The organism is Pseudomonas viridiflava, assembly GCF_001642795.1.
GTDB classification, from domain to species: Bacteria; Pseudomonadota; Gammaproteobacteria; order Pseudomonadales; family Pseudomonadaceae; genus Aquipseudomonas; species Aquipseudomonas viridiflava.
The window spans coordinates 409833-423862 of the sequence record NZ_LKEH01000025.1; the positions used below are offsets into that span (position 1 = coordinate 409833).

9 protein-coding genes and 1 tRNA gene are annotated in these 14030 nt (G+C 52.8%); 5 read left to right on the forward strand and 5 right to left on the reverse strand.

The features are described from left to right. Nucleotides 1-238: 238 nt before the first annotated feature. A complete protein-coding gene (locus tag AO065_RS12555) occupies nucleotides 239-3271 on the reverse strand; it encodes an autotransporter family protein (RefSeq protein WP_080597901.1) in 3033 nt (1010 codons plus the stop codon). A gap of 286 nt (nucleotides 3272-3557) precedes the next feature. Between AO065_RS12555 and AO065_RS12560 the strand changes: the two genes are divergently transcribed. Then, entirely contained in the window at nucleotides 3558-4058 is a 501-nt protein-coding gene (locus tag AO065_RS12560) for a hypothetical protein (protein WP_004881252.1), read from the forward strand. An 850-nt stretch (nucleotides 4059-4908) separates the two neighbouring features. Here the strand turns inward: AO065_RS12560 and AO065_RS12570 are convergent. Then, nucleotides 4909-5607: a hypothetical protein gene (locus AO065_RS12570; protein WP_004881248.1), complete on the reverse strand. Its 699-nt coding sequence runs from the start codon at nucleotides 5605-5607 to the stop codon at nucleotides 4909-4911. 389 nt (nucleotides 5608-5996) lie between these two features. Here AO065_RS12570 and AO065_RS12575 point away from each other — a divergent pair, with 389 nt between their 5' ends. Both AO065_RS12575 and AO065_RS12580 read left to right on the forward strand, forming a co-directional pair. Further along, a complete protein-coding gene (locus tag AO065_RS12575) occupies nucleotides 5997-6857 on the forward strand; it encodes a hypothetical protein (RefSeq protein WP_004881245.1) in 861 nt (286 codons plus the stop codon). A gap of 314 nt (nucleotides 6858-7171) precedes the next feature. Then, nucleotides 7172-8968: a reverse transcriptase domain-containing protein gene (locus AO065_RS12580; RefSeq protein ID WP_004881244.1), complete on the forward strand. Its 1797-nt coding sequence runs from the start codon at nucleotides 7172-7174 to the stop codon at nucleotides 8966-8968. Between the two features lie 215 nt (nucleotides 8969-9183). Here AO065_RS12580 and AO065_RS12585 read toward each other — a convergent pair whose 3' ends face one another. Together AO065_RS12585 and AO065_RS12590 are read right to left on the reverse strand one after the other, a co-directional pair. Continuing rightward, on the reverse strand, nucleotides 9184-10530 hold the full coding sequence (locus AO065_RS12585) for a hypothetical protein (protein ID WP_004881242.1): 1347 nt from the start codon (nucleotides 10528-10530) through the stop codon (nucleotides 9184-9186). A gap of 123 nt (nucleotides 10531-10653) precedes the next feature. After that, nucleotides 10654-10899 (reverse strand): hypothetical protein, encoded by a 246-nt coding sequence (locus tag AO065_RS12590; RefSeq protein ID WP_100225901.1) that lies wholly within the window; start codon nucleotides 10897-10899, stop codon nucleotides 10654-10656. 399 nt (nucleotides 10900-11298) lie between these two features. Between AO065_RS12590 and AO065_RS27065 the strand changes: the two genes are divergently transcribed. Then, the gene (locus AO065_RS27065; protein ID WP_162234357.1) at nucleotides 11299-11439 is read left to right on the forward strand and encodes a hypothetical protein; all 141 of its coding nucleotides are present in this window, start codon (nucleotides 11299-11301) and stop codon (nucleotides 11437-11439) included. Nucleotides 11440-11538: 99 nt separating this feature from the next. Then, entirely contained in the window at nucleotides 11539-13188 is a 1650-nt protein-coding gene (locus AO065_RS12595; protein ID WP_157788261.1) for a PD-(D/E)XK nuclease domain-containing protein, read from the forward strand. Between the two features lie 605 nt (nucleotides 13189-13793). Here the strand turns inward: AO065_RS12595 and AO065_RS12600 are convergent. Next, nucleotides 13794-13867, reverse strand: a tRNA-Gly gene (locus tag AO065_RS12600). Nucleotides 13868-14030 lie beyond the last annotated feature (163 nt).

A 14030-nucleotide genomic window follows, 5' to 3' on the forward strand; every position in this document is an offset into this window, starting at 1 on the left:
GATGCATTGATACACATCATACACACCGGTGCGATATTTTTTGCGATTAACGTCTGTAAGGGGAGCGGCGCGATGCCATAGAGGATTGCTCAGAAGGAGGGAGTTGTTCACACGGGAATGGCGGACCTGAAGTCCATTCTGATCCCCCGAGGCTATGGTCAAGAGGTCAGTCAAAGCTCGCGCTGGAAGCCACTCAAGCAGACACTGCCCGAATGGTCATCCAGCCCGAGTGCTCCGGTCAGAAGCGGACCGTCACACCTGCGTTCACCGAATGGAAGCGTGTGTCGGTGCCGAACTGGCCCTGATAGGACAGTCCAAGGTCGGTCTGCTTGTTCAGTCGCACCTTCGCGCCGACTTCAGTCAAGGCCGTGTCGCGGGTTTGAGAAACGCCTTGCACTTCGAAGTTCGGACCACCGGCAAAGGACTGGACGTTTCGCGGATCCAGATCACCGTAGGCGCGTCTCCAGCCCAGCGAGCCGTAAAGCTCGGTGTTGAGGTTTGCCACGTTTGCATGGGTCGATGCGCGCATGCCCACGGTCGAGAACACGGTGTTCTGCTTGTCGCTGGACACATCCAGAGCGGCCGCTCCGCCTTTTTCACGCATGTCGTCCGCGTTGTAGCGCACGTAGGAAAGCCCGGCGAAAGGTTCCAGAGACACGCTGCCGACCGGTATGCGGTAAGCCGCTTCAGTACTGGCCTGCAGCGACTGCGCGTTGCGTTTGCCGGTCAGATGATCGCTGAACCCGGCAAACGCCACGTTCCGCTCGCTTTCTAGCTTGTGCCAGGTGTAGCCGATGTCTGCACTCAGGCGCAGGGCATCGATCTGGGCACCGGTGTAGAGGCCGAGGTGGTAGTTGTCGCTGTGGCCTTCGGCATCAGTATTATCGGCGTCGAACTTCGAACGGCTATAGCCCGCGTAGACACCGCCGCGCCAATCCGGATTGAAGCTGCCGTCTGCCCCGAACAGCACACCGCCGGTGCTTTGGCTCAAGCCGTTGACGCCGTTACGGCTGTCCAGTTGAGTCCAGTTGCCGAAGGGTTGCACCCAGGCGCCGTTTTCGGCGGCTGGCGTGGCCGGCATCAGGTTGAGTGCCATGGCTGGCATGCGCACGGTACCGTTGTCCAGAAGGCCCCGCAGACGAGTGCCCAATACGCCGGACACCACCTGGCTGTTGGCGATCAGAGCCGTCGAAGTACTGCTCAGCGAGTCGCCGGACAGTTGATCAGCCGCATCACGCGCGCTGTCTGCGTCCAGAATCAGCAGGTTGTTGTACAGACGCAGGGACTCGCCGCTCTGCTGGAGTGCGCCGAGCGCGCCAGCGGTATTGAACTGATTGGAGGTCACCATGACCGTCTGGAAGATACCCGGCGCAGGAGCCGGTGTGGGCTCTGGCGTTGGTGTTGGCTCTGGAGTTGGCGTAGGTGTAGGCGTTGGCTCTGGAGTGGGAGTCGGTGTTGGTTCTGGATTTGGTGTCGGTGTCGGTTCAGGTGTAGGTGTAGGCGTCGGTTCGGGAGTCGGGGTCGGCGTTGTATTTTTCTGCTCGATGGTGAGGTTCAGATCGTTGGCCGTGCGCTGCAATCCGACATTCAGGAATGCTGAATTGGTCGCTGCCTGTGCATAGGCTGTTCCTGGCGTGGCGCCCTCGACCAGCCCACCCTGGGCGGAAAGCAGGGTGTAGGTCCTGCCGCTCTGATAACTCTGCGCCGGGTCCAGCGCGGTGACGTTGACCTGAGTTCCACGCAGGGTCGCTGTGCCGCTTACGTTGATTCGGTCTGACGCGCCGTTGCCAGCAATGTCTGCGGCATAACGCGAACCTGCCGCCATGTCCAGGTCGCCTTGGATGGCCAGCGCACCGATGGCGTTTTCACCTGGAGACAACGTGCCGCCTGACGCGACCTGAGTGCTGCCGACCTGACCGACACCGGCCAGAACGCCGCCGTCCAGCACCTGGGCACTGTTGGTGTAGACCCCGAACTCGTTGCGACCCGCAGTGCCGTTGACCACGAGAGTACCGTTGCCGACGTTAAACCGTGAAAGGCTCTGGGTAGTGGCCGTATTGCCGCGTTGGTTGACCTGGTCCACGTTCCCCGACAGCACGAGACGTCCGCCGCGAACGACGACGCTACCGGCCAATCCGGAGGTATCACCGCTCAAGGTGGTGTTTCCGTTGAACGCATACACCCGGCCCGTTCCGCTCAAGGTGTTGGCAAACTGGAGATCGGCGTCCGTATGGTTGAACGCCAGGTATCCGTTACCGGTACCAAAGCGAATGGTGGTTGCCGGATCGACTCGACCGGCGGACTGTGCCGCTCCAGCCGTCGTGGAATCGACATCGGTACGGTTGGGGTCCACTGCGACCGAACCTCCCACAGCGAGCGTGCCCCGTGTTGCCGTATTGAGATCGTTTATGGTGGTGAGGAGTATGCCGTTGGTGGCGCTCAGTTCGGCACCGTCGGACAGTGTCAGGTAAGTGCGGGTGGTGTTGCTGCCGAGTGTGAGGTCTTGTGCGGCGAGACGTGTGCCCTGGCCGGAAATGTTCACTTGATTGCTGGTGCTGCTGATGGCAGACCCCAGCGTCATTGAGTTGGTCGCCAGGACTGCACCGTTCTCAAGCGTCAGATCGCCTCTGTTGCTGAAGGCCCCGCTATTGTCCCAGCGCGTGCCTGCGCCAGATAATCTGACGGTGGAGTTGATGTCTACTGCCTCGCTGTTGATTTTGCCGCCATCATTGGCCGTGATGCTCGACTTATACACAAAGACGCCATTGGCAGTGATGTTGGCTGCATCGACCAGCGAGTTCTGTCCACTCACCAGCAGGTCCGCTTGCGAAAATCGGTTGGAATTGGCCCCAAAAACGTCACCCAGATCCAGATCCCGCACCGACACCTGGCCCCCGTTGCGGACGGTCAGATCACCCTGACCGGCACCACCGATAACGATCGTGTTACCCAGCACGAATGAGGTACGCGGCACGATCCAGCGCGAACCCGCCCCTTCGACCACAACGCTGGCCTTGGCCATGTTGACGCCCGTACTGCTGGCCCGACCAATCATCTCGCCGCCTTCACTGGTCACGGTTGCGCCATTGTTGATCGTGAGACTGGCCGTGTTGCCGTCTGTTGAACGCACTCTGATCTCGCCATCGATCACGCGGTCGCTGTTGAATGTTTCCTGAGCATCGTTAAGAACAAAGTCCGCTGCCTGAGTCTCTGGGAGCAGTGCAAGGGTAATCGCAAAAGCAAGGGGGGATATTCTGAATAAGGGGTTCATAACGACTCCAGATACTCCATAAAAGCCACGACCGTGGCTGCCAGCCTTGAAGGCATTAGCGGTTCCGTTAGGCAGATTGCCAACGGCGGAAGTATCGAGAGGCTAAGTTGTAATGGATATAGCACACATGAACTAGTAGCCACGCGCCATAGTGCGCATAGTACATCTGTACTATTGAGGCTGTTAAAAACGCTGGTTAGAGTTTTTGCCGAAGTTATAAGCCCCTTGTTATTGAATAACGGACCGCCGACCAAAACAGAGGTGAGTCCGCCAGCGGAGTGTGTGGATGAAAAGTGCAGCGTTGTTTCCGTTGATTCTGGCCTTGTCGGGGTGCGCGGGTCTTGATCAGGCCATGTCCGTCACCAACGGCGTGTTCGACCAGACCGGTGACGTGCTGAGCGGCGATTTCAGAGGGTTGATCGAAGCCAAACAGGCGACATTGACGCAGATCTGGAGCGATTGGGAAACAAACGAAGTCACTGCGAAGGAAAAGTGGGACGCCCAGACACTGATCATTCCAGGTGTTGTGCAGCGCATCACCAAGACAGGCAGCGCCATTGGCCAAAACCAGATCGCCGTCATCTTTACGGATCCGACCAATCCCAAATGTCAGGGCCAGGGTTTGACCCGTGATGACTTGCTGGTCAACAAGAAAAAGATCAGCAGTTTCAAAAAGGGTGACAAGGTTTTGATGAAGGGCGTGCTGGGAACTACCGAGTCGAAGTGGACGGATAATACGTCGTGCTGGCTGTCTTTTGACAAGGCTGAGTTTACGTTGCAGAAATAATGGGTGCTGTTGCGGCTGTGACTGGCTATATATTTTAAAAATCCGAAGAGCTATTGAGAGTCAGCAAGGCCTGAGTTTTTTCCAATAACAATGCGCGATGGATGATCGCTGCGCTACAGGCAGAGTGTCAGTGATTTTTCGGGTGTGATGAGAGGGTAAACCAGAGCCGGATCAGTCAACGTTCCCTGACGCTCGGTAGCTTCAGTGGAAAGGTGATATGGAGCGGGTAGAGGGAATCGAACCTTTATTGGACATAGACGCCTGAAAGCGTGTATCCGTGTAGTGATACCCTTCCCTAAAGAGCCCGTTTTACGGGCGAATAGCTCCCTTTTCGATTGTGCACCATGGTGCGCCTTGATACGAAGGTCGGTTGACCAGATCAGGACGCGGTACCCTTTTTTAAAATGTAATTCTCCCGCTCTAGGCGAGCGATCGGTGCTTTGCCCGTGTTCGGATCACGAGAAGACTGGATTAGGATGGGGGAGTCGTTGCCGACTTGGCTGAACAGCGAAATCACCTCGTCAACATCGATGAAGCGCAGAAAATTGTCCCTATCATGATCTGAGGTCAAGAATGCCCCCACTTAGGCTGCTTGCTTCCGAAAGCCGCCCACGCTGGTTCGATACAGGTGGGTCATGTCGTCATGGCCTGACGGGCGCGCACAGGGGGGGCAAAACAACGCCAATGACATCTGCCAGCCCCTCCGCGTACGAGCGAGCCGTAAACTGCCAAACCTCGTTTTCCAGTTCAGCTTTTCCATCGCACGCTCTCAACCAATACCCATCGGATGCAATTTTTAGCTAAATCATGCTCCGGCACCACTGACCGAGGTTGTAATCGATTGCCACACTCAGGGCTGGCTGGTGTAGCTGCAGATCAACTGCGAGATGATGGGCCCTTGTACAAACACAACCGCCGCGCTCAGCAAGGCCATGCCTAGTACCGTAGAGAGCCATGCGCGAGTACCTCCGAAGTCATGAACCTGTCTCTGCATTTTAACGACAACCAAGCCGATGAAGAGCACGTAACCAATTAACACCATGATATCCGACACCCTCGCCGTCGGGCTTTGCAAGATCGCTGTTGTGACCGCCTGGTCGTAGCTGATCGAAGTACAGTTTTGCGCCATCGCCTTGAAGCGTGCCCCGAGTGCCGGCATTTCAAACAGCTTGAGTACCACCAGCCAGCCAGAGACGTAGAAAAAGGTATTCACGCTGACCAATATCTCACGTCGGCTCCCTAGGATCCGAGCGGCCAATGCGAAACACATCCCGTAGAGCGCGACCAGCAACCAGTTAGCTACGGTCATTACCCCGGCAAACTCGATGGTGGGCGTAATGCCCGCCGACCGAGACGCTGGTAACCCCAGTAAACCCAGCCCGATCGCAACAAATATCCCAAACAACCAGGCCCGCGAGCAGATCCCGGTACGTGCTTTCATCCCATCAAAAAATGCTGTATTTGATTGGACGAGCGTCCGCGCGTCGTAGACGGATGCACATACGGTTGGCCACATTTTTTCAAGGAAAAATCCTGCTATTTTTTCCATACTGCGATCCTTATAAGGTTGGCCGCTAAACATCAGTCATGCAGGACTCCTGCCGCTGTCTCATGATGCACAAGCCCGCCGATGAGCCTGAGCACTTCAGGTTGTCCGACATGATAATTGAGTTCACTGAGCTATCCGTACCAAAAATTTGAGCCCACCTTTGCCGTCTTTGGGTTCAGGGGATAGCGGTTCGATCTGGCGTCCTTGAGGCCGATCCTTTAACCCTCTGGCGGTGCTGCTCAGCGGTGCATTCACCACCGAACCCGAACCCGAACCCGAAACGAAAACCTCAAAGACGGCAGAAGGTAGCAAACCGCACCACTGCTTCGAAACTAGAATTTCGCTTATCCTTCGAGCAGACTGGTACTAACTCAACAAAAGAGAAGCTGATGAGCAGCCAAAGCGAGGCGCTGGAAGAGTTGCGGGCAGTGATCGGTGAGCAGTCGAAGCTCCTGACGTTGATTCTCTTCACGATTTCCGAAGGGCCAGTGTTGCGCCAAGGGCAATGGTTGTCCTGCAGCTTGGAAGCTGAACAGGCCCGCGCCACGGCTGCTGTTGCCATGGGCGCCGGCCAATCTTTAGGCACCGTGGTGAAAAACTCTGGTGAAAGGGGGCTTGCTGTGAGAGACCTCTATCCTATCGCTCGAAGCGTAGTTGAGGGGTTTATCAATGCTGCATTTTTCGCGACCCAGCCTGTTCATGTTGCACAGCGGGCTCTCGCGCATATCCCTTACGCAGCCTGGAAACATTCAAATCGGGTGATCGGCTCAGGGGATTTTATGATGACCCTTGGCGATGATCCAACTCCCAAAGCAACTGCAGCTAGACTATTTCCTGATTTCGCGGGGCGAGGGCAGGACTCTTGGTGTTCGCTGGACGCCCCTTCCAGAATCAACCGGATAGGCCAGGTCGTGCAGGCTTCCGGGGGGGCATTTTTGGGGGCTTACGGTGGTATCTACTCCGTGTCCTCGGAAATCATTCATGGATCTCTCTACGGGATGAGCTACTTCATGAGCGCTTACACTGGACAGGCGCGGACAACAGAGGCGTTTCAGCGCGGAACCGAGGGGCAGATGATCGACATTCTGTCAGCCGTTGGGCATGCTGCCAGTGGTTTCATTTCAGCTTATGCAAATATTCATCGATATGGCCCGCTAGCGCTTGAAGAGCACGATTTGTTCAAAAGGCTATTCAAGGCTGCCACTGGGGACACGTGGGTGGGAGGGGATCCACGTGCTGAAATGCCATAGGTCTAGAGGCCTCCCTTTTTGAGGTTGTGGGACGCGGATAGCTAGGTCTTAACGCGTAGGCATATCGTAATCGCTCTGAGTAATTGTCGTATTTTGGTGGTTGTCCGACGTTGGCCTGTAGAAGCCAGCAAAAGATGTTGACCGGCATTCAATGTCGTGATATCAATTTATTATCGGGCTCGGGGCACAATTTAACTTTCCACTGACTATATGCGGTGGCCACTGCAAGGGTAGCTTTGCCTGATCGCGCTATACGGTTACGTTATCGATGGCGACGGTATAAGAGAAAATAGCCCCGAAACCCGGTACTATTAATGGATATCGATAGCATTTTTAAGGATTTATTTGGCCCTGGGTTTCAGAGCCTTGATGGGTTCTGCCGGCTATTGGAAGTTGATCAAAATAAACTTCTCAACTTTCTTTACAATAGGAAAGGTAGCCATTACGTAAGCTTTTCCATATTAAAGAAAAACAAGACCCATCGCTCCATTAAAGCCCCCAAGCGGGTTATGAAAAAAATTCAGCATGCGCTATTGCCGCATCTTGAGAAATTCTACTCTCCCAAATCTTCCAGCCATGGCTTCGTCAAGGGTAGGAGCGTAAAGACTAATGCTCAGGTTCATTCCAGGAAGAGATATGTGTTCAACATTGATCTGAAGGATTTTTTCGAAAGCATACATTTCGGGCGAGTCAGAAATTTATTTATGGCGCACCCATTTAACGCACCCCACAACGTTGCAACAGTGATTGCGCAGATCTGCTGCAGTGAAGGAAAGTTGGCCCAAGGTGCCCCCACCTCGCCGTTAATATCGAACATGATATGCCGTAAGCTTGATTCGCAGCTACAGGCTTTGGCAAAGACAAGTAAATGTCACTTTACACGATATGCGGACGATATCACGTTTTCCTTTACTAGCACCGCAAAACATTTGCCGAAAGACATTGTCGAAGTTTCCGAAGATGGTAGAGCAATACCGGGGCGTGAGTTAGAAGAAATCATTAGAGCCGCTGGGTTCGCCATAAACCCTGAAAAAACTCGTCTTCAGCACCGCACGCAGCGCCAGATGGTAACTGGCCTCGTCGTCAATGAGATGCCCAACGTAACGAGAGAATTCATCCGGTTAACGAGCTCAATGATCAACGCTCTCAAGAGCTATGGGCCCGAGCTGGCAGAAGCCAAGTATCTGGAAATTTTAAAGGCAAAGAACCATACGCTGCAGCCTCGACAGCTTTTGCGAACAAATGACGGTAATGGTGACTTCTTTATCAAAGTGGTCAAGGGTCGACTGAATTACATTCAAATGATTCGCGGGCGAGGTGACAAGATCTACCGTCGGCTAGCATATGAATTGACAGTTGCTCTAGGTAAAGAGAATCCTGAGTTCAAAAAGTCACCCGAGGAGATTCTAGGTAATTCGATTTTTGTCGTGAACAACATTATTAGCGAAAGTCAGGGGACAGCCTTCCTTCTGGAGGGGGTTGGCATTGTTACTAACGAGCATGTGGTGAGCGGGGTATCTAAAACTATCGCCCGTCACTCCATTTCATTTCACCGTGCCGGCGATACGAAAGAATATTCAGCAGAACTAATTCTTTCAGACAAAAAAGCAGACTTAGCTGTCTTTCGTCCCAATGAAGATTTCCGAAATATCCCTGCTTTGAAGAAGTCCGACAAAACAATCGTTCGCGCCATGGATGCGGTTTTATCGATCGGCTTTCCCAAGTATCGAGACGGGACTGCTCACTACATTGCGAGAGGGCATACTACTCAACGTCGCCGACAGGTTGATCTAGATCTCTGGTTAGTTGATTTTATGCTCTTGGAGGGAAACAGCGGTGGCCCTATGTTCAACGATTCAATGGAAGTAATCGGCGTCACAGCTAGAGGCGCTAAAAACAACATCGACGCTGCCCTTTACGGGTTCATCCCGCTAGAGAGCTTGAACAGTTTCATAAGCAGAAGCGATTTTATACTTCTGAATAGGTTGCACGACTATATGGGTAATGGATCACTAAGCCTCTTACCTGAAACTCTTGGCAAGGGGGTTTTGAGCATCACCTACCAAGCGATGCTTCGTAAGCAACGCCTTCAAGACGCTCCGGCAGCTTAATTCATGATCACTCCAAATGGGGGCTTTGGCGCGCCCCAGGCGATGAAACATCCAGTCTTGGCCTGGCCAGCTCCGGCATCCGCTCACCAACAAAGGCCAAGCACCGCCAACCCATAGCCCTGACAGTTCTGCTGTGCGATCACGCAGATCCTGTTACCACAGATACGAAGTGCGTCCAAACTTACCCAGGCCGGGTTTGAAAATGATGGCCGAGATTACCGCTGCCAGTGATCGCCTGGCGTACCATCGCCGTCCATGAATATTAGGTGGTGGGGCAGGGGCTCAAGTGTCCGATGTTTCCCAACTCGGTAAAACGCGGTGGTTTCACTCACCGCCCAGGCCTCCATGCGAGCCGTTGAATTCTCGGGACGCAGGTAGTTTGCATAGACGTAACGCAGACGGGATCCTTCAGACTTGAAATTAAGCATCTCCATAGCGTTGAGGTAATGACGGAGTTCATCCTCTGATGAGCCCCCCAACGCTTCATAGCCTACATGCACGGCACTGGGCAATCCGAGGGTCAACTGCTGCGCAGCGCGCCCCACGGTGCTTCGGAAGTGTTTAGCCTTGGCCATCGCAGCATCGAATGAGGCGCTCCGCCAGCTGACGATGCTTGCGTGATGAACCCGGTCTGCATGCAGCGGCATCCGGGTCGACGGTGTCCATTCGCCGCTGAAGCTGTGCTCGTATGAGAGGTCGTATTCACCTTTGATGAGCTCGACCATTCGGCTTGAACCGAAGTAGACGTCGTCATGGGCCATGACCAAGTCCAGATTTGTCCAGTCGGCATCCCAGATGCGGGCGATTATGTTGTCCTCTTCCATAACAAATCGCGCGCGAGGGTTTTCAATGAACCGCTCGACGTACTTGACCAGGGCATCTAGCGGATAGTCTCTCAGCTCGCGACAGAACTGCACATCAACGACCAGTCGGCGGCGCATGCGTCGAGCCAGGTCATGAATGGATTTGGCCAAAGCCTCGGCATATGCGTGTTCTTCCAGTTCGTAGCCCGAACGGTTGATCCGCTTGCACTCTACCGACCAGCGCCGTCGATCACCGCTTACGACCAGGTCGGGTGTCTTGGAACCGCCCAATTGCTCTGGTACGAACTGAACAGTCGTCCAGCCACGAGTCTTGTACGCACCTGCCACCAGAAGTTCGTAAAGACCAGCATCAGGGGTCTTTCGCCCTTTTTTGAGCAAGGTTTCGATTCGATCATCCACTCCCTCGATCTGCTGGAGGTGGGTCAGGAGGAGCCCGAGTCGGTGCAGCACCGGGGCAATACGGAAGCCTTCGGGGGCAAAGAAATTCCGCCGATCCTGAGCAAACGCGTTAGCCTGATGGATGTACCAGAAGATGGCATCGTCCTTGTCATAAAGCGGGACTTGCTCACCTTGTGCCCACTTCGTGAGGGCGCTTTCGTAGTTGGTCTGCACGGTTTCCAGACGGGCGTCCCATTGACGCTGTTCGAGCAGCGAGCGAAACCATGCGATAGCATCGAGGCATGGTTGGTCAATCCAGTCCTGTCCTTCACGTTGTGCTATCCAAAGCGGTGAGTTCATTCCTTCAGGCCCTTCCTGTGGGTGGTTCAGTGGAGCGGAAATGTAACTGACAAGCTCCAACCGTATTAGCGAACACCAGTCCAACTGACCGACACCAGATGCGAGGCACCGCTCGCCGCCCGGTTACTTTGGCGCGCCTGCATCGTCGGGTAGTACTGCCCCCACCATTTCCATGAGCATCATTTTGTGCAAATAGTACGTGATCTTCTCTGCCGAAATGAAATTAAGCAGCCCGACTGGGTCGCTGGCGAGGGTGACCATTCCAGAGAATTTCCACAGCCCGTCGATATCTGCGATCACCAGCGAGCCGCTCATGCCGTTAAACTTGTGTGGTCGATCACCAGCGACTGTTAAGGTGGAAACCTTCATCTTCCGCCAGGGGGGAACGCGTTAGAAGAGATCGGTATCCCGATCCAAACGCTGCACTGCATGTCTGAGTTGCTGGAGTTCCCAGAAGGTGGCGGTGTGGATGAGTTGGCTGATAACGTACTGCAGAACGAGCAGGCCTGGGAGTTCACTGGGTTCGTCGACAAGAGCTTTGTGAGGCGGACGCTGGTGCCGTCTGATTGTTAGTTGGTGGTTGATTATTCGTGGTTGGTTGCGCGGTGTGCTGGGTTACCGGCTTAATCCCGCCGCCTGGCTGCGACGAAGGTCTAGGGGTAGGGTGGTGGCACTTGGCTTGCCCACCCTGTCTGACCTCGCCATTATCTCTAGCTCAAGGTTTTCGCATGTTTTCGCTGGTTTTTGCGAGGTTAGAGCTGGATGGAAATGACGTCTCTCAGGCTGCTTCATCCCAGCATGATTTCAATCGGTAGCGACATGCAGCAATTTCTGGTGACTAACCGCCTTTACGAGTTCCACGTTAAGGAAGAGCTGGATTCGCTGCGTTACAACTACGGGCTTGACTAGCGACAGCAGGCGGTTGCTTCGCGCTGAAGAATGGCTGCTTTGCTGGACTCTCAGGCGTCAAAGAGTTTTTGGTTCTGAGAAAATTATATGGGGGTGAGTGTGGGGTCGTTGTTTGATTTAGGTTTTGTGCGAAATTCAAAAATCGAAAAAGAGATAGATCGGAAGTCCGTGCTGCATGGGATTTCTGCTGAAAGCATTGCTGCTTACATGGATGTACTGGAAGAATTGTTGGCGGATTACCAAGCTTGTGATGAATTTCGTACGAGGAACGCGCTTGGCGATTTTTTGAGGTGGGAAAAATACTCTCCTCGCGAATGGTTGATAAAAATGCTGTCTGAGGAGGAGCGTGATTACTGGGAGCGCTTTGTGGTTGTTCGCGATAACCTGAAAAATAATAGTTTAGGAGAGACTTATTCTCCAGCAGGACTTGTTGCGCATCTGACTCATTTTTTGGAGGGTGTTTGCGAAAAGACTTGTCTTTCGGGTGAGGTCGTGAAGGCGATTCAAGAAAAATTAAGTGGCTTTACTCGTCTTCGATATCGGTTGGAAGAGTCCGGTGGCGTAATAAATTTATATTTGACTGACCTTAACCATTTATTGTGCGTGGTGAATTCCGGTGTGGGTTATGAAAGCCATACGGAATTTGGTTTGGTTTCGATAATAGTCAATAGTGATGATGTGCTGACCTTGCTTGAAGGAGTCGCAAGGGAGACTAACGTGCTGACAGTATCTTTAAAGAATGAAAGGGGGAGATTTGAAAGGATTCAGACCCGGCACGCAATCGATTGGTGTATCGGGAGGCTTCGTACGCTGATTTGGAAGATAAACAAGGAGGACGATTTATCTCTGGGTCGAAGAGTTCTAACTGACCTGGTTGAATGCAAAGATGAGCTAGAGGTCTTTAAAAGAGCTATTAAGTATGATAATTTCCTTCAGGGGGACGGGCTTGCCAAGACAGATATAAAAAATACTCGTTTGAGGATCCGAAATATATCGTTGCGTTTCAAGGGGGTAACGGAGGATCATGAGCGGCACCATGTTTTCGAGGGGTTAAATTCAATAGAGAATTTTCTTCGGCTTCAATTTAAAATGCTCTTGCAGCGTGATGAGATGTATAGGGATGTGATTTTTTCCTTGAGTGAGATTAAGAGGAATAACACGCTTTACATTGCTTCGAATAAGAAAGGGAAAAAGGTTGAGTTCGCTTTCGGTGAAGAGAATTTGTCCGCAATGCTTGCTAGTAATTTGAAGTGTATGAATTTTCGAGTCAGCAACAATATCACGGTTCGTTGCGAGGCACTTGCTGGTAATGGTCGGTGTGATATAACTGTATATCAGGGCTCTCGCACTATGGCGATTATTGAGTGCAAGCTTGCCCGCGAGGGAGTTAGTATTGAATCTAAAGTTGTAGATGCTTTAGATCAGTTGTATGCTCGGTATAGTGAAAATGAATACGCTGATAGTGGGCATGGGATTCAGTTGTTTTTGATCGTATTTTCGCACGATCGAGTTTTTAGATCTTTGGCGGCTTCGGTCACTGAGGCGCTATGTAAATATGCGGCGCGAAATATTCTTGTCTATGAACAGTTGGGTAGCAGCGAAAATGGTGTGACTTTTTCCTATGAGGAAAAGCGAGGCGAGTTGTTCCTAAGGAAGAAGAGAGTCATCAATTTGATTGTTTCTAATCTTGAAGTTGATTTCCATAGTCGTGCTAAGGATAGAAAGAATTTGAAGCCATACAGCCTTTGAAATACTTGGTATACGAGTTACAAATTATGGTTTTATGTCCAAGGCCTTCAATGTAGTGGCTTTCCTTGGGGCCGGATCTGCAGGCGGTGTCTGGAGTCTTGCCACGAGGCTGATACCGACCAGCATTCAGTCGATGGTTAGATGGAAGCTCTAGTCACGTATCGCTCGTTGGAGCCAAGAGGGCTTGAGACCTCGCAGGAGGAGGATGCTTCCAGTGGAGGGGCGAAAGCTAAGCTTTGAGGCTGTTCTTAATGACCACCTCTGATCTCGGCCAGACAAGGCGGAAAAGACCCTATGCAATCGCGGCACTACCCGTTTGGTTTAAATTTTTCAGGGTCTCAGAGGTGGCAAGTTGGTCTCATCTGTGCTCGGAACACCGGTTTGGTCTTTTGCGGAGTAAGTCAGGATGAGGCCCGATGAAAAGGAAGCTGGAGGGGAGGGCGATTAAACGCCTTTACTCACCACATTTGTGGGTATTAGGTTGAAGTCGTGGATGCATAGGAGGCTTGCCAGCTGACGCGGCCTGGGGCACAGAAAGGCGAGGGATCAACGCTCGAAGGAGGCCTGGAGGCCAGGTAGTACGGGGCTTTGAAGGGTGTGAAAGATGGAGCGGGTAGAGGGAATCGAACCCTCATCTAAAGCTTGGGAAGCTTTCGTTCTACCACTAAACTATACCCGCATCACTAAACGTCTTTACTCACCACGGCGGCCAGTCCAATAAGAACCCTCAACTAAAGCTTGGGAAGCTTTCGTTTTGCCACTAAACTATACCCGCTCGAAGCGGCTGACTTTGTACCAGATGCAGTCGTGCATTTGAAGCGTTAATTCCTCAAAACCTGCAT